We start from the raw sequence: 19,206 nt of genomic DNA, 5'->3' as shown, positions 1-19,206 counted from the left end.
AGATTACTGGGCCTTGGCGCGCTTCTTGAAGGTCGCCACCCGGTACAGATACCAGCCGAAGAGGCCAATCAGGATCGCCTTCGACACTGGATCGACGTAGTGGGCGACCCGTTCATACTGGCTTTCCAGCATATAGCCGGCGCCGGTCAGGATGCCGGTCCAGACCAGCGAACCCACCGTCGAGTACAGCAAGAACTGTCCCATCGGCATGCCGGCCAGGCCGGCCGGCACCGAGATCAGGGTGCGGATGGCCGGGATCAGGCGCCCGAACAGCACGACCTTGCGTCCGTGCTTCTCGAATGATTCCATCGCATGCTCGATGTCGCCATGGGTCACGGTCAGCCAGCGCGCATGTTTGTCGGCAAATTTCTCCAGGCGCTCCTTGCCGTAGACCTTGCCGGCGTAATACCAGGGCAAGGCCCCCGCCACCGAGCCTGCGGTGCCGGCAATCAACACGCCAATCACGTTCAGGTCGCCGCGCGCGGCGACGAAGCCCGCGAACGGCATGATCAGCTCGGATGGGATTGGCGGGAAAATATTTTCCAACGCCATCAGGGCGAACACGGCCAGGTAACCGCCGCTCTGCATGAACTCGGTGATGAAGTCGAACACGGGGCACTCCTACGGGTTAGGCAGTCTCCACCATATCCAGTTCGATAGTGCGCTTCTGTTCGCTTTCGTACGGATCGGCGGCGAGGCCTGGCCGGTTCAGGCAGCGCCACACGTGGGGCGAAAGGCCGATCACCTCGTGGAAAGTGCGGGTGAAATGCGACTGGTCGCAGAAACCGTGGGCGTGGGCAATGGTCGTCAGCGGCGTGTCCGAGCTGACCATCGCCTCGCAGGCGGCCGCCAGCCGGCGCCGGATCACGTACATGCGCGGCGGCACGCCGACGCTGTGCTTGAAGGCGCGCGTGAAGTGGCTGACGCTCAGGCCCAGTGTTGCCGCCAGGCTTGCCGTGCGCAAGGTGGCGCCCAGGTTGGCGTCGATGTAGTCGGTGACCCGCCTGACCTGCCAGCGCGGGAGGCCGCCGTGGCAGGAGGTGGCAATTGGGGACGGAAGCGCTGTCTGCATGGTGCTCTCCAGGGTTGGCGTGACGCGAACGAACTGGAGTGCATGTTGCAGTGTGTGCAAGATATTGCACAGACAAGATAGGGGCGGCCTTACCCCCCACGAAAGTGGGGGTTATTAACAGTTAGATGAGAACTTGTTTGAATTTATGCAGTCTTATGCATTATGAACAAGTTCGTTTCCATCAGCTTGGCTGCGCAGGCCTTGGGCGTCTCGACCAGTACCTTGCGTCGCTGGGAGGCCAGCGGTCGGCTTACTCCTTTGCGAACAGAAGGAGGTCAGCGCCGGTATGACTTGTCTGCCTTGCGACCTGAAGCTCGCAGCGGTGCTCAGGCGGTGCGTAAGACTGTCGCCTATGCTCGGGTTTCCAGCCATGATCAGAAAGCGGACCTGGAGCGACAAAAGCGGGTACTTGAATTGTACTGCGCGAGTCATGGATGGGCGTTCGATATGATTGCCGACCTTGGGTCCGGCATGAACTATCGCAAGAAGGGCTTGAAACGTTTGCTCGACGGGATTGTCGAAGATGAGGTTGGACGCCTGGTCTTGACGCATAAGGATCGACTGCTGCGTTTTGGCGCAGAGCTGATATTCGCCCTGTGCCAGACAAGACAGGTCGAAGTAGTCATCATCAACCAGGGCGAGGACACCAATTTCGAAGAAGAGCTAGCCAGCGATGTGCTCGAGATCATCACCGTCTTCTCGGCCCGTCTCTATGGAAGCCGCAGTCACCGCAACCAGAAGCTGATCGATGGCGTGCGTGCAGCAGTCAAGGAGTCGCAATGTACCTAGCCCATCGCATCCGACTCGATCCGAATAATGTACAGGCGACGTATCTGGCGCGTGCGGCCGGCACTGCACGTTTCGCCTATAACTGGGCCTTGGTCGAGTGGAGGCGACAGTACGAGGCAAGCAAGGTCGACCCGGCGGTGGACAAGCCAAATGAGGCGGCATTGCGGTGCCAGCTCAACGCGATCAAGCGCAAGCAATTCCCCTGGATGCTAGAAGTGACCAAGAACGCACCGCAGATGGCGATCATGCAGTTGGGGCGAGCATTCGAGAATTTCTTCAAAGGGCGTACCCGCTATCCCACCTTTCGCCGCAAGGGCCGTGACGATCGATTTACATTAAGCAATGACCAGTTCCGTGTCGGGGAGAAGCGCATCCGTATTCCTATACTGGGATGGGTCCGCATGCACGAATCCCTGCGTTTCTTCGGGCGCATCGTCTCTGCCTCGATCAGCCAGATTGCCGATCACTGGTATGCGAGCATCACCGTTGATATCAAGGATCAACTTCAACCGCCAGCCGAAACCCAAGGCGCGGTGGGAGTCGACCTCGGTGTCTCGGCGCTGGCCACACTGTCGACCGGTGACGTGTTTAACGGGCCGAAAGCGTTGCGCACACTGCTCGCCCAGCTGCAACACCTGTCGCGCGAGGTTTCGCGCAAAGTCAAAGGATCGCGCAATCGTGCAAAGGCGAAAGCCAGGCTTGCCCGGCTATACGCCAGGATTGCTGATATGAGGCGCAATAGCCTGCATCAGTTGAGCGCCTATATCACCGGCCATTTCCACACCATCGGTATCGAAGACCTGAACGTAAAGGGCATGCTCGCAAATCATTGCCTGGCCCGGGCGATCGCTGACATGGGATTTGGTGAACTGCGCCGCCAGCTGGAATACAAGGCTGCGCGGCGTGGCGGTCAGGTCGTCGTGGTGGATCGTTGGTACCCGAGCAGCAAGATATGCTCGTGCTGTGAGCACCGGATGGATGTGCTCCCACTAGCGGTGCGTCATTGGCGTTGTCCTGGCTGTGGCACACTGCACGACCGGGACGTCAACGCGGCAATCAACCTGAGAAATATGGCGGTGAGTTCCACCGCATCGGCCTGTGGAGGGGCAGGCACTGGCCTCGCGCGTCAAGTGCGAGGTGAAACCGGCCCCGGTGAAGCAGGAATTCAACAGCCAAGTTAACTATGGATAGCTTCGCGTAAGTTTGAAGGAACGGTTAGATTTCCAGGAAGCCGCGTTCGATGCCGATGGTCACTGCATGGGTCCGGTTATTGGCGCCCAACTTATCCATGATGCTGCGCAGGTGGCCCTTGACCGTGTCTTCGGACAGGTTCAGGGCGGCGCCGATCTGCTTATTGCCGTTGCCGCGGGCGATCAATTCGAGCACCTGCAGCTCGCGCACCGTCAGACTTTCCTGGCCCAGGTGGCGCGCCAGCTCGCCGGCGATCTCGGACGGGATGTAGCGGTGGCCGGCGGCCAGCACGCGAATGGCGTCGGTCAGTTCCTTGCGCAGGGAGCTCTTGAGCAGGTAGCCCTGGGCGCCGCTCTTGATCGCCTGCATGGCGCGGGCGTCGCCGCGGAAGGTGGTCAGGATGGCCAGGCAGGCGTGGGGGAATTCGGCCCGGATCGCCGCGATCGCGTCCATACCGTTCAGGTGCGGCATCTGCAGGTCGACCAGGGTGACGTGGGGCCGCAGCTTGCGGTAAAGCGCGACCGCCTCGAGGCCGTCGGACGCTTCGCCCACCACCCGCATATCGGGCTGGCTGGCGATCACGGCCGCGATCCCCTCGCGCATCAGGGGATGGTCGTCGGCGATCAGGACGTCGATGGTGCGCTGTTGACTGTTCACGGTGCTCCTCTTTTTATTCTTGGCTGGCGACGGGCATCATGCCAGCGCCGGCATCTGGCGTCCAGTCACGACGCCGCGCGTTCGATCCGGTTCGGCACCAGCCACAGCGCCGCCAGCAGCACATGGATCAGCGCCGCCAGCGGCGGCTGCCACAGCGACACTCCCACCGCCAGCGCGTACATGGCCAGCGACAGACGGTTCTTGGCGTTCTGCCAGGTGTGGGCATGATCCAGGCCGGCCAGCGTCCCCAGGCGCCACGACAGCAGCATGAAGGACACCGAGCACAGGAACAGCACCACGCCGTACAGGGCCACCGGCGCCGGCGCAGTCGGGTATTCGGCAGCCCAGGCGGTCACGAACGGGATCAGCGACATCCAGAACAGCAGGTGCAGGTTGGCCCACAGCGTCGCCCAGTCGACCCGTTCCACGCGCTCGAACAGTGCGTGGTGGTTGACCCAGTAGATGCCGACGTAGACGAAACTCAGGGCATAACGCAACCAGCCTGGCACGACCGCCAGCATGTCGCCGAGGGTCGTGCCGTGCGGAGGCGTCAGCTCCAGCACCATGATGGTGAGGATGACGGCGATCACGCCGTCGCTGAACGCCTCCAGGCGGGTTTTGGTCATATTGGCCTCCTATGCCTGGTCGAGGCTGGGCTTGACCAGGTGCAGGCACAGGATCGCTACCGGTACGACCAGCGCCACGAAGCCGAACGCCAGGAACAGGAAGGCCCCCGCCGCGCAGCCGATCGCGAAGCCGAACAGCGGCCAGAAGAACTTGCTGCAGCGCGCCGTGGTGGCCGCGTCGCCGGCGCCGCGCAGCTGATCGACCGTGTCGATTACCAGCTGGGTCACGTTCCCGGTCATCATCGAGGTCGGCGCCAGGTGGGCCAGCAGCAGCTTGCTGGCCGCGCTGTGCGCGCCCATGGCCGCGGTGCCGAGCAGGCCGGCCGCCATGGCCAGCGCCGACATGTCGCGCGCCACCGGCTCGGACAGCATGCCGCAGGCCATGAAGCCGATCAGCAGCACCAGCTGCAGCAGGTACGAAGGCCGGTGCGCGTCGACGCCGCGCCGCTCGCACGACGCGACCAGCAGGCGCGCCGCGGCGATGCCGAGGATGAAGGCCGGGAAGGCCAGGATCTTCAGCAGCGACGGGATGTTCGCCGGATCGGCCAGCGAAGCGCCGAGCAGCACGAAGTTGCCGGTGACGTGGGCCGTGAACAGGCCAAACAGGCCAATGAAACCCAGGGTGTCAACATAGCCGCCGAGGAAGCCCATATTGAAACCCTGCAAGCGCGATGGAGTTGGAGTAGCGGCCATCATCAGAACGCGAAGCAGCTGCAACCCAGCGCGCCCCAGAAGCTGCTGAAATCCGACACCGGCATGCTCGAGCGGCGCGCCTTGTCATGGCTGTGGGCGTGCACGCCGCATGGGCCGCTGCACTGGTGCGGCAGTGCTTTCTGCTGCACGCTTTGCTGCACTCGTGGTTCGACCTTCCTCCAATGGCCCGGCACCTTGCTCACCGGCGACCATTCGGGCAGCACCGGAATCGGCGGCGGCCCCAGGCTCGTAAACTCAGCGGCGCCGTACACGATGCGGCCACCGACCACGGTCAGCACCGATTCGATCGCCTTGATCTCTTCGGCGTCGATGCTGAAGAAATCCTGCGACAGCACCGCCAGGTCGGCCAGCATGCCTTCACGGATGCGGCCCTTGCGTTCCTGCTCGTTGGAGAACCAGGCACTGCCCGCGGTCCACAGTTCCAGCGCGACCTGGCGCGGCAGGTGGCCGGCGGTGCCGTACAACGGCAGGCCACCCACGGTGCGGCCCGTCACCAGCCAGTACAGCGACGTCCACGGGTTGTAGCTGGCCACCCGGGTGGCGTCGGTGCCGGCGCCGACCGGCACGCCAGTTTCCAGCATTCGTTTCACCGGCGGCGTCGATTCGGCCGCGGCGCTGCCATAGCGTTCGACGAAGTACTCGCCCTGGAAGGCCATGCGGTGCTGGATCGCGATGCCGCCGCCGAGCGCGGCAACGCGGTCGATATTGCGCTGGGTGATGGTCTCGCAGTGATCGAACATCCAGTGCAGGCCGTCGAACGGGATGTCGCGGTTGACCTTCTCGAACACGTCGAGCATGCGCGAGATGGATTCGTCATAAGTCGCGTGCAGGCGGAACGGCCAGCGCTGGGCTACCAGGTGACGCACCACGCGTTCCAGTTCGTCTTCCATGCCGGGATCGAGGTCGGGGCGCGGCTCCAGGAAATCCTCGAAGTCGGCCGCCGAGAACACCAGCATCTCGCCGGCGCCGTTGGCGCGGTAGTAGTCGCTGCCCTGCCCCGGCGTCACCATGCCGGTCCAGCGCTGGAAGTCTTCCAGCTCCTTGCCCTTGTTCTGGGTGAACAGGTTGTAGGCGATGCGGATCGTGAGTTGCTCGGCCTTGTCGAGTTGCTCGATGACGGCGTAGTCCTCGGGGTAGTTCTGGAAGCCGCCGCCGGCGTCGATCGCGCTGGTCAGGCCTAGTCGATTCAGTTCGCGCAGAAAAACGCGGGTCGAATTCACCTGCAGGTCATAGGGCAGCTTGGGGCCCTTGGCCAGGGTCGCGTACAGGATCATCGCGTTCGGACGCGCGATCAGCATGCCGGTCGGGTTGCCGGCGCCATCGCGCACGATCTCGCCGCCCGGGGGATTCGGCGTGTCCTTGGTGTAGCCCACCGCGCGCAGGGCGGCGCGATTGAGCAAGGCGCGGTCGTACAGGTGCAGGATGAATACCGGCGTATCCGGCGCGGCGGCGTTGATCTCGTCCAGCGTCGGCATGCGGCGCTCGGCGAACTGGAATTCGTTCCAGCCGCCCACCACCCTCACCCACTGCGGATTCGGCGTGCGGTCGGCCTGTTCCTTCAGCATGCGCAGGGCGTCAGCCAGCGAGGGCACGCCTTCCCAGCGCAGCTCGAGGTTGTAGTTGAGGCCTCCGCGGATCAGGTGCAGGTGCGAGTCGTTCAGGCCCGGCACCACGGTGCGGCCGTTCAGGTCGATCACCTGGCTGCCGTCGCGGCGGTGGCGCATCACGTAGTCGGTGTCGCCCACGGCCAGGAAGCGCCCGTCCTGGATGGCGACGGCGCTGGCCTGGGGCTGTTCGCGGTCGATCGTGTTGAAGCAACCGTTAATCAGGATGAGAGGCGGCAGAATGAGCGGTGGGGTGGACTGTGCTTGGTTCATGCGTGTACTCCAAATGTCGCCGGGCGTGACGCGCCCGGCGGGTTTGCGGCAACCGCCGCGCGCTTTGGAGGGCGTGCGGCGGCGATAACTTCGGTAAAACTTAGCGTGCTGGAACGGGCGCCAGCACCTCGTGCGTGCCCTGGGCGCGCGCCGGGGCCTTGTGCACCATGGTGTAGGCATAGTCCACGCCCATGCCGTAGGCGCCCGAGTGCTCGGTGACGATCTTCATCACGTCGTTATAGGTATCGCGGTGGGCCCAGTCGCGCTGCCACTCGAGCAGCACCTGCTGCCAGGTCACCGGCACCACGCCGGCCTGCACCATGCGCAGCATGGCCATGTCGTGCGCTTCCTTGGTGGTGCCGCCCGAGGCGTCCGACACCATATAGATCTCATAGTCGCCTTCCAGCATCGCGCACAGGGCGAAGGTGGTGTTGCACACCTCGGTCCACAGGCCGGCCACGATGACCTTCTTGCGGCCGTTGGCCTTGAGCGCATCGCGCACCTTCTGGTCGTCCCACGAGTTCATCGAGGTACGCTCCAGGATCTGATGGCCCGGGAACACGTCCAGCAGCTCCGGGTAGGTGTTGCCCGAGAACGATTCGGTTTCGACCGTGGTGATCGTGGTCGGGATGTTGAACACCTTGGCCGCCTTGGCGAGGCCGACGACGTTGTTCTTCAGGGTCTGGCGGTCGATCGACTGCACGCCGAACGCCATCTGTGGCTGGTGGTCGATGACGATCAGCTGCGAATTCTGCGGGGTCAGGACTTCGAGTTTTGGATTGCTCATGATGTTCTCCTTTTGGTGATGAAAATTTGAGGATCAGCCCTGGCGCGGGCCGTCCTTGACGCCAGGCTCCGGCGCCTTGGCGGCCACGCCGGTGATCTTGGGTTTGCATTCGCTGGCGAACCAGCTGGCGGTGATCGGAGCGCCCTCGATCAGGCGCTTGGCGACCGGGACGATCTGTTCGCCGATCAGCATGCCGAGCAGGCCGATCAGGGCAATGGCGGGCGGCGCCGGCGAGCGCACGTTGATCAGGCCGTACAACAGGCCGGCCAGGATGCCGGCGCCCAGTGAAATCAGATACATGTCCAGCTCCTCCTTGCGGGAGGCGCCAACCCGGCGCCCGTTCATTCCAGTATCGTTAGACCATCGCCGCGGCGATAGAATCAGATTGCTATTTTCAAAGCCCGGGGGCTTGGTGTGTTCCGCGCCTTGGCGCTACCATGGCGCCATCACGCACCACGGGACCTACAATTGCTCAAGCTCAGCCTCGACGCCCTCCAGATCATCGAAACCATCGCCCGCCGCGGCTCCTTCGCCGGGGCCGCGAAAGAACTGTTTCGCGTGCCCTCGACCATCTCCTACACGGTCTCCAAGCTCGAGGACGACCTCGGCGTGCGCCTGTTCGACCGCTTCGGCCCCAAGGTGACCCTCACCGCGGCCGGCCAGGAACTGCTCAAGGAAGGCCGCTACCTGTTGCGCGCCGCCGGCGACCTCGAATCGCGGGTGCGGCGCGTGGCCTCGGGCTGGGAGACCGAGATCGCCCTGGGCATGGATTCGGTGCTGTCGGCCGGCGCCCTGCAGCCCGATATCGAAGCCTTCTATGGCGTGGCCGACCAGACCCGGCTACGCATCGTGCGCGAGTCGCTGTCGGGCACCTGGGACGCCCTGCTCGACCGCCGCGTCGACCTGCTGGTGGGCGCCGCCGGCGAGGGCCCGTCGGGCGGCGGCTATACCGCCGAACCGCTCGGCACCAGCGCCTTCGTGTTCACGGTCGCCCCGCACCATCCGCTGGCAAGGCTAGAACATCCGCTCGACAAGACCGACTTGCTTCCCTACCGGGCGATCTCGGTTTCGGACTCGGCGCGGGTGCTCGGCGCACGCACCGTCGGCCTGCTGTTCGGGCAGGAGACACTGGCGGTGCCCGATATGCGCACCAAGTACGAGTTCCAGGTCCAGGGCCTCGGCTTCGGTTTTCTACCGGAAGCATGGGCGCGACCAGCCATCGACCAGGGCTTGCTGATCGAAAAACAGGTGGTGGAGCCGAAGGCGGACGAGACTTTCTATCTCGCCTGGCGCAGCGGCGAGGATGGCGCCGCGCTCAAGTGGTGGATCGAGCGCATGCGGATGGGCGCGACATTCGCCCGCATGCTGCCCGACCCGTGCGCGGGTCCCGTAGAGGCTTAAACGGCCTCGGTGTGGATGTGGATCGTGCCGGATAGGGTCTTGTGGACCGGGCACTTGTTGGCGATGTCGAGCAGGCGGGCGCGTTCGTCATCGCTCAATTGGCCGACGAATTCGATCTGGCGGCGCAGCTCGTAGGCGCCGTCCTGCTGGCCGTGGTCGATGGCGACCCGCACGTCGTCGAGTTGCATGCCTTTGCGCTTCGCGTACATCGTCACGGTCAGCGCGGTGCAGGCGGCCAGGGACGCGGCCAGCAGATCGTGCGGTTCGGGGCCGCTGTCGTCGCCGCCGAAGGCTTCCGGCGCATCGGTGGTCAAGCAGTGCTTGCCGATCCTGATCTTGTATTGAAGCTTATCGTTGCCGCGGGTGGTCGTCACTTGCATGGTCGTCTCCTGTTATCGTGGTGATCGTGGCGCCGCCCCGCTGGCGGGACGGCGTTCTACATGGCTCCTGATGCTTGCTTACTGTGGCAGGTCGAACAATAACACTTCGGCGCCGGCGGCCTGGGCCAGGGTCACGGCTTCTTCACCCGTGACCTTCAGCGCGTCGCCGCCTTCCAGGGCGATGCCATTGACCGTCACCTGGCCACGCACCACGTGGACATATGCCTGGCGGCCGGCGCCCAGAGTAAGTTTGACCTCGTCCTCGCCATCGAGGATGGTCGCATACAGGGCGGCATCCTGGCGGATCGAGACCGAACCTTCGCGGCCGTCGGGCGACCCGATCAGGCGCAGCTTGCCGGTCTTGTCGGCCGCGTCGAAGTGCTTTTCCTCGTAGCGTGGCTCGGCGCCGCCCACGTTCGGCATGATCCAGATTTGCAGGAAGTGCACGCCCTCGGTTTTCGAGTGGTTGTACTCGCTGTGCACCACACCGGAACCCGCGCTCATGATCTGCACGTCGCCGTAGCGCAGCACCGAACCGTTGCCCATGCTGTCCTTGTGCTCCAGCGCGCCGTCGAGCACATAGGAGATGATCTCCATGTCGCGGTGGCCGTGCGAATCGAAACCGCGGCCTGGTTGCACCTTGTCCTCGTTGATGACGCGCAGCGGACCGAAGCCCATGTGCTTCGGATCGTGGTAGTGGCCGAAGGAAAAGGTGTGCTTCGAGTCCAGCCAGCCAAAGCTTGCGCCGCCGCGTTCATTGCTTTTACGTACGTTCAACATGGTGTCATCCTTTCGTGGTGGTGATCATCGAAGCGCTCGATCGCCAGGGCGGGGAATCCGCCGGTCGATCTGTCTTGCGTTCGATGCGATGGAGTCATTATGCTCGCGCCACGAGGACTTGAAAAACGGGTAATTTAGCGTCCTATCATCGAGATTTTCGAACATACCCTCGAAGCCCTGCGGGCGGCCGCGACGCTGCCACCCGCAGGGTCTCTCCCTCATCAGAACTTCAGACTGGCGCGGGCATAGTAATAGCCGCCGTTGATGCCGAAGGGAGAGAAGGCCGGGTAGATCGTCACCGCGCCATTGTCCAGGTTGGCGCGCTGCTCCGCCAGCACTAAAGGGTTGACCATGTCCGGGTACTCGTTGAACAGGTTGTTGGCGCCCAGCGACAGGGTCCACGCCTTGCTGAACTGGTAGCTCACCTCGAGATCGGTCAGCAGCTTGTGCTTGATCGTGTTCTCGTAGTAGATCGAGCCGTCCGACGAGAACTGCTCCGACGATTTGCCGAAGTAGTTCTCGCGCAGGTTGACGGTCCAGGCGCCCACCTTCCACAGCGCGCCCAGGTTCACCCGCATGCGCGGCGAGGCGGTCTCCAGGTGCGAGATCGCGGTCTCGTCGAGCAGGGTCTGCGGTTGCAGCTGGGGCGGCGCCTGGTTGATCTTGATGACCTCCACATGGTTGTAGTTGGCCGCCGCCGACCAGTCGACCCGCCCGTAGCTGCCGTAGTTGCTGGTCATGGTGGCCACCGCCTCCATGCCCCGGCTGCGCGTATTGACCGCGTTGGAGAAGATGTTGATCCCGGTCTGGACCACGGTCGGGTCGAGCACATTGCCGTTGGCGAGGATGGCCGCCGTCACCGCCGGCGCATTGACCGCGCCGCCGGAGCCGTACAGCGCGCCGCTGCCGACGATGCGGTCGCGGATCGTGATCTGGTAGGCGTCGAGCGTGATCGCCAGGCCGGGTCTCGGGTTGAGCACCAGGCCGGCGCTGATATTGGTCGAGGCTTCGGGCTTGAGGCCATCGATGCCCACCAGCCGCGCGCCCGGTGAATTCGGCGCCAGCTGCACGAAGGCGCTGCGCGGCGAGACGTTGGTGGCCGAGTAATACGACTCGGCCAGGGTCGGCGCGCGGAAGCCGTTGCTGTAGGTCGCGCGCAGCGCCACCGCCGGCGAGAAGTCGTAGCGGCTGGTCAGCTTGCCGACCTTGGCGTTGCCGAAGTCGCTGAAGCGCTCGTAGCGGCCGGCGATGTCCACCGTCCAGCCGGGCAGCGGCTGGACCGCCAGGTTGACGTAGGCGGCCTTGTTGTTGCGGTCATGGCTGCCGGCATCGGTGAGCGAGAAGCCCGGGTACGACTGCGAGCCCTCCTTGTAGCGTGAGGCCGCATCGCCGGCGACGATCTCGTAGGTGTCGCGGCGGTGCTCGAGGCCCAGGGCCAAGGTCAGCGGCGAGGCCCAGCCGACGTCGAATTCGCGGCTCAGGTCGAAGTTATTGGCCCACTGGCTGGCGCGGAACTCGCCGGCATCGAACTCGAGCGGCGTGGCGCCGGTGTCGGTGTACAGCGAGATATTGGCCGAGTTGGCCACCCCGAGCTTGGCCACGTCCTTGCCGTAGGTGCTCGACAGGTCCCAGTTCCAGGTGCCGAACAGCCGGCCCTTGATGCCGAGGGTGAAGGCATAGTCTTCCTCGTCGAAGGTCTCTTGCGGGCTGAAGCCGAAGGGATAGATCTGCGGCAGCCGGTTCGGCATGCGGTAGTTCTCCCAGGCGCGCGCTTCCTTCTTGCCATAGGTCGCGAAGCTGTACAGCGAGGTATCGCTGTTGAAGTCGACCCCGAAATTGGCGGCGGCGATGTGCTGGCGGTACTGGGCGTCGCCCTGGATCTTGTTCAGGTAGGGGTAGCCGGGTGCGTTGACCAGGGAAGGCATCTCGGCCATGGTGGCCGGGTCCACCACGCGCGGATCGATGCCGCCGCGCTCCGAGAAGCCGTGGTATTTGGTCTCGGCGGTCAGGCTCAGGAAGGCGTCGGCGAACGGGGTCAGGCCGATATTGGCCATGCCATCGCCGGTATGGCCGCCGCCGTCCATATAGCCGCCGCCGTTGACGTTGGCGGTGCCGCCGCGGCTGTTCGACTTGAGGATGATGTTGATCACGCCGGCGATGGCGTCGGTGCCGTATTGCGCCGCGGCACCGTCCTGCAGCACCTCGATGCGGTCGATCGCCGCCACCGGAATGTAGTTCAGGTCGGCCGCCGCGCCGCCCTGGTAAGGGCCGCCCAGCACCGCCAGGTTGGCGGTGCCGTGACGCCGCTTGCCGTTGACCAGCACCAGCGTATTGTTCGGACTCAGGCCGCGCAGCCGCGCCGACAGCGTCATGTTCGCCATATCGCTGCCGAAGGCCTGGGCATTCAGCGAAGGCAGGTTCTGCGACAGCGCCTGGATCAGGTCGGGCTGGCCCGTGCGGCCCAGCGAGGCCGCGTCCAGCACCTGGATCGGCGAGGCGCTGTTCTCGACCGTGAGGCCCGCGGCCCGGGTGCCGGTGACGATCACCACGCCGCTGTTGGCGACGCCCTGCGCGGCGGCATCAGGCGCCGGCGCCGCGGCGCTGGCGGGCGCATTGTCCTCGTCGCGCCCGGCGTCCGGGCCGGGTTCGGCGGCGGCGTGGGCGCAGATGCCGCAGGTGAGCAGGCCGGCGATGCCGGTATGAAGAAAGCCTTTGACCATGTGTTTCCCCTAGTTGGAATTGTTGGACGAGAACAGCCCTGCTTGCTTCTTGCGTTTTGCTTGCCTACTTCTTCGCGGCGACCACCTCGATCTCCACCAGCCAGCCCGGATTGCTCAGGGCCGCCACCTGCATCACCGCGCGCGCCGGCAGATTGGGCTGGGCGCCGCCGAAGAACTGGGTATAGCCGGCCATGAAGCCGGTGACGTCGGCGCGGCCGCCGTGCTCCGGGTCGCCCACCAGGAACACCTGCATCTTGACCACGTCGCCCATGCCCAGGCCCATTCCCTGCAGGATGTCGCGGATGCGCTGCAGGACGCCGACCGTCTGGGTGCGGGTGTCGCCGAAGGCCGCGATCGAGTTCGGATCGCGCTCCTTGTGCACGACCGGCGGCACCTGGCCGCTGATGAAGTGAATGGTGGCGTTGGGCGGCACGCTCACTGCCTGGGCGATCGGGAAATCGGAGTTCGGGATCTTGTGGCGCACGATGTCCTGGGCGCTGGCCGCGACCGGCAACAGCAGGGGCAGCAGGAGCAGCGAGGCGGCGAGTCGTATGGCGGGACGGCGGTCGACAATCTTCATCAGCAGGCCTTTCATGGTGGTTGGAAGAAAACGGTTCAATGCTTGTTGCCGAAACGGTTACGGCTGGCCGGCGGCAGTTGCAGGGCAGTGCGCAGCGCGCCGACCTCGGCGTCCCCGACCGGCGCGGCGCGGTTGCCCCAGCTGGCGCGGACATAGCTCAGTACGGCTGCGATGTCGGCGTCATCGAGGCTGCCGCTGAAGTCGGGCATGCCGCCGCGGCCCTTGAGCAGCACCTCGGTCGCCTCGGCCGGGGCGCCAATCGCCAGCGCGCTGCCGGCCAGCGCCGGGAAGGCGCCGGGGATGCCGCGTCCGTCGGCCTGGTGGCAGGCCGCGCAATTCTTCGCGAACAGGGTCTTGCCGTCGGCGGCTACTGGCGCCGTCTGGGCCAAGGCCGCACCCGCGCACAGCCAGGCAGCCAGCGCCAAACGCGTGAAAATGGGCTTCATGCGCTCGCCCTCCGGTGCAGCCGTTCGATCTGCTGCCAGGCCGATTCGATGGCCCCGGCCTGCCAGCCGGTGAGATAACTCAGGTGTTCGCCGGCGAGCTGCACCCTGCCCTCGCCCTCGAGCAGCAGCGGATAGGCGTCGCGGCGCGCCGCCTCGTTCCATTCGGCCCAGCCACCCAGGCTGTACTGCACGCGGTGCCAGGCCACCGAGAACGCGTTCTCGTAGGCGCTGCGATAGGCGGGGAAGATTTTTTCGCCGGCGGCCAGCGCGAATTCGGCCCGCTGCGCCGGCGACAGCGCACTGACTTCGATGGCGTCGAGCGCGTAGTTGTAGTAGCCGAGCACCACACCCTTGCGCTGCTGCCAGCCGCTCGACGGCAGCGAGATCGTGTTGATGCCCTTGAGATCGGTGAGGACGTGGCCGCCGTAGATATGGTCGTCCTCTTCCCAGAAGCGGCGCCCCATCTGCAGGCCGATCTTGCCGACCGGGGCATAGGGCACGGCCTTGAGCGCCGCCTTGAAGCCGGGCGAGAAATCGGTGTCGATCATGCGCAGCACCGATAGCGGCAAGGTGCACAGGCAATAATCGGCCTTCACGCTCGAGGCCTGGCCGCTGGCGGTGTCGTGCAGGTCGATGGTGACGCCGGCGGCGTCCTGGCGGATACGCCGCACCTCGGCCCCGTAGCGGATCGTGTCGCCCAGGCGGGCGGCGAAGGCCTGCGGGATGCGGTCCATGCCGCCCACCGGCTGGAACATGGTCGCGTGCATCGGAAATTCTTGCACCGCGCTGTACACCTTGCCCACCCTGGCCGCGAGCAGGTCGCCGAAGGCCAGCGGGTCGGACGGCGTGCCGGCGCCCGGCACCAGGCCGGCGCCCGGATTGGTGGCGAAGCCACGCCCGCTGCGGCCCTTGTAGGCCAGGTCGCCCGCGCCGAGGGCGCCTTCGCGCGCCAGGTAGTCGAGCAGCAGCATCTGGTCCTCGCTGCTCAATCGCACGTCGAGCTGGCGCGACTGGACCGACTTGGCCAGCAGTTCGGCGACGTGGCCGCGCATGTCGGCCTTGATCTGCGCCCCGCGCAGGCGCCGCTTCGACAATGGTCCGCCTTCCTCAAGATAGACCCAGGCGTGGTCGTTCTCGTTCACCATCACCTCGAGCGGCACCGCGAATTCGCGGGCGTAATGCAGGGTCGACTGGTGGTCGAGCGGGATGCGCCACGGTCCGTGGTTGATGTAGTGGCCGCGGTCGAAGCGGCACAGCTGTTCCTCGCCACCGAGCTCGCGCAGCCTGAAACCCCGGCGCGCCGTCTGGCAGCGCCCGCCGGCGTAGGGGCGCGCCTCGAGCACCTGCACCCGGTAGCCCAGCTTGCGGAGCTCGTAGGCCGCGCAGAGGCCAGCCAGCCCGGCGCCGAGGATGGCGACCTTCTTGCCCTTGCCGCTGCCCGTGAGCGGCGGCGGCGCCGTCACCTTCGAGGCGATGCCCATGCCCCACGCATTCATCGACTTCAACAACAGCGCCGAGCCGCCGACGGCGGCCGCGCGGTACAGGAAAGCACGCCGGGTCAGCGGCGATTTCACAGCGCTCATCCACACCTCCACATGTCAATACAAAGGACTCAAACAGGTGGCCTCAGAGCAATCGCCATGCCATCAAGGCGAGGATTTCGCGCTATAAAATCCGGACAAAATAAAGATTATTTATCAATGATCCGAATGTAAGAAGGCTGTAAGTCAATCTATGCATACGGAATTCGGCGCCGTCAGTTCACACTCGTATGTACAGAAAAGTCTGGCGAAATTTGAATGATGGCGGCGCAAACATTATTCAGATCCACCGATAGCAGCAGCGCAGCGGCCCGGGCGGTGGGCGGCATGCGACCCGCCAAGGTCCGCCGACGCGGCCGTGCACCGCCGTGGCGTCACGACGCACCTTATTGGGCTGGGGAAATAATCAACGCACCGCTGCGGGCGGCAGCAAGCCGTCGCGCACGATCCAGTAGCTGAACTGGCCGTAGCTCGGGATGGCTCCGGGCGCGGCATCGACGAAGTGCTCGGCCAGCATCTGGCGGTAGGCCGCGGCCGGCGAGAAACGGCGGTGCGTCGCCGCGTAGCGCGCCACCGCGTCGCGGAACAGCGCACGCAGCGCATCGTCGATGTTGGCGCCCGGCGCCGCGTCCTTGCGCGGCCGACCACGCTTGACGCCAGCACTCGTCATGCGCGTCTTGCCGCGCGCGCCTGAGTTGGCGTAATCCGGCAGCAGCGCGTCGGTGGTCTGGCCCCGTTCCCAGTAGCGGCGCAGGTAACGCATGATGTTGGCGGGAGCGATGCCATGCGCGGCGCTGCATGCCGCCACCATGGCGGCGCGCTCGCGCGGCAGGTACAGCGCCGGGAGGTCCTGGTGCAGCGTGCGCACCACGTTCCAGGCCTTCAGTTGACGGCGGCGCTGGCTATCGGACGGGGCGCCCGCGGGGCTGACGGCGCGCCAGGGATCGGGCCGCAGCAGGCGCGCGCGCCGCTCCCGTACCGCCGCGTACAAGACGCGCAAGGACGCCGTCCGGGGCACGGCTCCCGGAATGCCAAGCGCATAAAAATAGACCTGGGCGCCGGCCGGGTCGATCCACAGGATGCGGAGCGGACGGCCGGGAGCATCAAGATACTCGATGACGTCGTTCGGGAGGAACATGGGCGGGTCCTGTCGTTCAGGTGCCTCGCCCGTATGCAAGGACCGCGCCAGTGGCGCGGAAGCGGCGGCGCCGGGCGGCGCCGCCGATGAATCATTTCTGTGCCAGGATCCACTTGGCCAGCGTCTGCGCCTCGGCATCGCTGACCTGCGGATTGGCCGGCATCGGAATCGGGCCCCAGGTGCCGCTGCTGCCCTTCTGGATCTTCAATGCCAGGCGCGCCTCCGCTCCGGCGTCCTTCGCGTACTTGGTCGCGACATCCTTGTAGGACGGGCCGACCAGCTTGGAGGCGACGGTGTGGCAGGCCATGCAGGCCTTGGCCTTGGCCAGGTCGGCGCTGGCGTGGGCTGCGGGCATCGCGGCGGCGGCGGCGATGGTCGCGGCCAGGATCATGGTGTTCTTCATAGGTGCTCCTGTAAGGACTGTAGTGACAATGGGGCGCTGTGCAGAGGGACCGACCGCCTCGTCCCTCACGCACCCGGCATGATAGCCGACAATGCCGCGCGATTGCGACCCCATCAAGTGAGGATCGCCAGTTGCGGCCAGGGCGTATGGACGATGATCGCGGTCGATCCGCACGCGACCAGCATGACCGCGGCGGCCATCAGTGCGATCCGCAGGTATTCACTCGGACGCATGGCGGCCTCCCGCCACGGTGAGTGTGGCGCCGTCATGCCGGTTGTGGCGCAGCCAGCCTGCGCGCACCGCGACGATCCCCCTCCAGCGCCGGGGCGCTTGTGGCTGGAGCCAGGCGGAAGGCCGCGACCAGGCGACCCAAGCCGACCGCCTGCCGTTCCAGTTCCGCGGTCGCGGCAAGCGAATGGCCGGCCAGGTCGGCGTCGTGGCGCGTGGCCTCGTCGATCGACACCAGCGAGCGGCTCAGTTGCTCGACGCCGGTGCTCTGCTCGCGCGAGGCGGCGCTGATCTCGGCCATGATGGCCGCCACCTGGCCGGCGCCGGTCGCGACCTCCTTGACCGCCGCGCCGGCGTCGCCCGCCACCCGGGCCCCGGCCTGCACCCGCGCCAGCGCTTCCTCGATCAATTGGCGGATCTCGCGCGCCGAAGCGGCGCTGCGGTTGGCCAGGTGGCGCACCTCACCGGCCACCACGGCGAAACCACGCCCGCTCTCGCCGGCGCGCGCCGCCTCGACCGCCGCGTTCAGCGACAGCAGATTGGTCTGGAACGCGATCTCGTCGATCACGGCCACGATGCCCGACATGCGCTGGGCCGATTCGCTGATGCTATCCATGGTGGCGCCCACTTCCGCCATTGCGCCGGCACCGTCGACCGCGGCGCGCGCGCCGCTGGCGGCCAGCTCGCTGGCGCGCAGCGCATTGGCCGCGTTGTTGGCGACCGTGGCGCTCATCTCTTCCATCGTGGCCGCGGTTTCCTCCAGCGTCGCCGCCTGGGTGCTGGCGCGCTGGGCCAGCTCGCGGCTGCCCGCCACGATGTCGCCCGCCACCCGCTCGACGTGCACCGCGCCGGCGCGGATCTGGCGCACCATATCCTCCAGCCGCGCATGCATGCGGGCCAGCGCCACCAGCAGCTGGCCCGTTTCGTCGTTGCCGCGGGCGACGATCTCGCCGTCGAGCCGGCCCTGGGCCACGCGTCCGGCGATCGCCACCGCTTCCTGCAGCGGCGCCGCGATCTGGCGCGCGATCCAGTACGCCAGCAGGCCGCCGACGATCACCGCGCCCACCAGCAGAGCGACGATCCGCGCGTGGGCCTGGCGATAGACCGTCTCGGCCTGCGCCGCGGCGGCCGCGCTGCCCGCCTCGTCGAGGTCGACCAGCCGGTTCACCAGGTCGGTACTGCGGAAATTATGGCGCCGCGATTCGCCCCGCAGCAGCGTACGCGCCGCGGCCTTGTCGCCGGCCCGCGACAGCGCCGTCACCTGGCCCGCGGCGTCCTGGTAGGTCTTCAGCGACGCCTCGAACTGCACCAGCGTGTCGCCTTCGGCGCCGGGGAGCGCCAGGCCGCGGTAGGTGTCGAGCTGCGAACGCAGGGTGGCCATCTGGCGCGCCATTTCGGACTCGTAATAGACATGGTCGGCGTCGCCGTCGGACAGCACGTGCTGCACCTCGTAGGTGCGGTAGCGCAGAAGGGAACCCTTGATCTGCAGGATCCCGCTCACGCTGGGCTGCCATTTGTGCTGCATCTCGCCCACCGCCGCGTGCAGCTTGCCCATCTGGGCCACGCCGAAGGCGGCCAGCAATACCATCAGCGCCGCCATCGCGGCGACGGCCAGCATGATCTTGGTGGCGATTTTCAAGTCCTGGAACCATTTCATTATTCATTATCCTTCTCAGGTTGCGGGCCGCGTCGGGGCCCGGAACGGTGCGTGGGACCGCTCATGAGACTGATGATATGCAGGCAAGCCCGGCCCCACCATGCGATGTTGGTATCGGCTAGCTATACCTAGGTTTAATGCCGGCCCACTCCCGCCAGACGGTTACTTGCCATATACTCCAGTTGGTCGAAAGACCAGGACAAGGGATGCGGCAAGCGC

General features: G+C 65.9%; 20 protein-coding genes. 3 read left to right on the top strand and 17 right to left on the bottom strand.

Annotation, left to right across the window (positions count from 1 at the left end; all coding sequences use genetic code 11):
- Positions 1-3: 3 nt before the first annotated feature.
- Together SOM28_RS04020 and SOM28_RS04015 are read right to left on the bottom strand one after the other, a co-directional pair.
- On the bottom strand, positions 4-612 hold the full coding sequence (locus SOM28_RS04020; RefSeq protein ID WP_147935475.1) for a DedA family protein: 609 nt from the start codon (positions 610-612) through the stop codon (positions 4-6).
- Positions 613-628: 16 nt separating this feature from the next.
- Positions 629-1,072 carry a helix-turn-helix domain-containing protein gene (locus SOM28_RS04015; RefSeq protein ID WP_320467288.1) on the bottom strand — a complete coding sequence of 148 codons (444 nt, stop codon included), beginning with the start codon at positions 1,070-1,072 and terminating at the stop codon, positions 629-631.
- Positions 1,073-1,234: 162 nt separating this feature from the next.
- On the opposite strand from SOM28_RS04015, the gene SOM28_RS04010 reads away from it, so the two are divergent.
- Both SOM28_RS04010 and SOM28_RS04005 read left to right on the top strand, forming a co-directional pair.
- A complete protein-coding gene (locus SOM28_RS04010) occupies positions 1,235-1,861 on the top strand; it encodes an IS607 family transposase (RefSeq protein ID WP_320467287.1) in 627 nt (208 codons plus the stop codon).
- On the top strand, positions 1,852-3,042 hold the full coding sequence (locus SOM28_RS04005; RefSeq protein ID WP_320467286.1) for an RNA-guided endonuclease InsQ/TnpB family protein: 1,191 nt from the start codon (positions 1,852-1,854) through the stop codon (positions 3,040-3,042). The genes SOM28_RS04010 and SOM28_RS04005 overlap by 10 nt, the downstream gene beginning before the upstream one ends.
- Positions 3,043-3,076: 34 nt before the next feature.
- Here SOM28_RS04005 and SOM28_RS04000 read toward each other — a convergent pair whose 3' ends face one another.
- The 6 genes from SOM28_RS04000 to SOM28_RS03975 form a co-directional block, all read right to left on the bottom strand.
- A complete protein-coding gene (locus SOM28_RS04000; RefSeq protein WP_123070160.1) occupies positions 3,077-3,709 on the bottom strand; it encodes a response regulator transcription factor in 633 nt (210 codons plus the stop codon).
- A 65-nt stretch (positions 3,710-3,774) separates the two neighbouring features.
- Positions 3,775-4,335: a TMEM175 family protein gene (locus tag SOM28_RS03995; RefSeq protein WP_123070159.1), complete on the bottom strand. Its 561-nt coding sequence runs from the start codon at positions 4,333-4,335 to the stop codon at positions 3,775-3,777.
- Positions 4,336-4,344: 9 nt separating this feature from the next.
- Positions 4,345-5,028: a YoaK family protein gene (locus SOM28_RS03990; RefSeq protein WP_370663542.1), complete on the bottom strand. Its 684-nt coding sequence runs from the start codon at positions 5,026-5,028 to the stop codon at positions 4,345-4,347.
- A gap of 2 nt (positions 5,029-5,030) precedes the next feature.
- Positions 5,031-6,926, bottom strand: a complete 1,896-nt coding sequence (locus SOM28_RS03985; RefSeq protein WP_320467285.1) for an amidohydrolase — start codon at positions 6,924-6,926, stop codon at positions 5,031-5,033.
- A 100-nt stretch (positions 6,927-7,026) separates the two neighbouring features.
- A complete protein-coding gene (locus tag SOM28_RS03980) occupies positions 7,027-7,713 on the bottom strand; it encodes a hydrolase (protein ID WP_123070156.1) in 687 nt (228 codons plus the stop codon).
- 33 nt (positions 7,714-7,746) lie between these two features.
- Positions 7,747-8,019, bottom strand: a complete 273-nt coding sequence (locus SOM28_RS03975) for a XapX domain-containing protein (protein ID WP_123070161.1) — start codon at positions 8,017-8,019, stop codon at positions 7,747-7,749.
- Between the two features lie 162 nt (positions 8,020-8,181).
- On the opposite strand from SOM28_RS03975, the gene SOM28_RS03970 reads away from it, so the two are divergent.
- On the top strand, positions 8,182-9,114 hold the full coding sequence (locus tag SOM28_RS03970) for a LysR substrate-binding domain-containing protein (RefSeq protein ID WP_320467284.1): 933 nt from the start codon (positions 8,182-8,184) through the stop codon (positions 9,112-9,114).
- Here SOM28_RS03970 and SOM28_RS03965 read toward each other — a convergent pair.
- The 9 genes from SOM28_RS03965 to SOM28_RS03925 all read right to left on the bottom strand — a co-directional run bounded on the left by SOM28_RS03965 (position 9,111) and on the right by SOM28_RS03925 (position 18,987).
- A complete protein-coding gene (locus SOM28_RS03965; protein ID WP_320467283.1) occupies positions 9,111-9,494 on the bottom strand; it encodes an OsmC family protein in 384 nt (127 codons plus the stop codon). The genes SOM28_RS03970 and SOM28_RS03965 overlap by 4 nt on opposite strands.
- Before the next feature lie 78 nt (positions 9,495-9,572).
- A complete protein-coding gene (locus tag SOM28_RS03960; RefSeq protein ID WP_320467282.1) occupies positions 9,573-10,274 on the bottom strand; it encodes a pirin family protein in 702 nt (233 codons plus the stop codon).
- 221 nt (positions 10,275-10,495) lie between these two features.
- Positions 10,496-12,994, bottom strand: a complete 2,499-nt coding sequence (locus SOM28_RS03955; RefSeq protein WP_320467281.1) for a TonB-dependent receptor plug domain-containing protein — start codon at positions 12,992-12,994, stop codon at positions 10,496-10,498.
- Positions 12,995-13,058: 64 nt separating this feature from the next.
- A complete protein-coding gene (locus tag SOM28_RS03950) occupies positions 13,059-13,589 on the bottom strand; it encodes a RidA family protein (protein ID WP_320467280.1) in 531 nt (176 codons plus the stop codon).
- 20 nt (positions 13,590-13,609) lie between these two features.
- A complete protein-coding gene (locus SOM28_RS03945) occupies positions 13,610-14,020 on the bottom strand; it encodes a c-type cytochrome (RefSeq protein WP_320467279.1) in 411 nt (136 codons plus the stop codon).
- Complete coding sequence (locus SOM28_RS03940) at positions 14,017-15,603, bottom strand: flavin monoamine oxidase family protein (protein ID WP_320467278.1); 1,587 nt, start codon at positions 15,601-15,603, stop codon at positions 14,017-14,019. Before SOM28_RS03940 ends, SOM28_RS03945 begins: the two co-directional genes overlap by 4 nt.
- Before the next feature lie 364 nt (positions 15,604-15,967).
- Complete coding sequence (locus tag SOM28_RS03935; RefSeq protein WP_320467277.1) at positions 15,968-16,699, bottom strand: hypothetical protein; 732 nt, start codon at positions 16,697-16,699, stop codon at positions 15,968-15,970.
- A 91-nt stretch (positions 16,700-16,790) separates the two neighbouring features.
- Entirely contained in the window at positions 16,791-17,102 is a 312-nt protein-coding gene (locus tag SOM28_RS03930) for a c-type cytochrome (RefSeq protein WP_320467276.1), read from the bottom strand.
- 265 nt (positions 17,103-17,367) lie between these two features.
- Positions 17,368-18,987, bottom strand: a complete 1,620-nt coding sequence (locus SOM28_RS03925; RefSeq protein WP_320467275.1) for a methyl-accepting chemotaxis protein — start codon at positions 18,985-18,987, stop codon at positions 17,368-17,370.
- Between the last annotated feature and the right edge of the window lie 219 nt (positions 18,988-19,206).

The organism is Massilia sp. CFBP9026 (genome assembly GCF_034045165.1).
GTDB classification, from domain to species: domain Bacteria; phylum Pseudomonadota; class Gammaproteobacteria; order Burkholderiales; family Burkholderiaceae_D; genus Telluria; species Telluria arenae.
The sequence above is the reverse complement of the archived record's forward strand: the minus strand, read 5'-3'. Positions and strand labels throughout refer to the sequence as shown.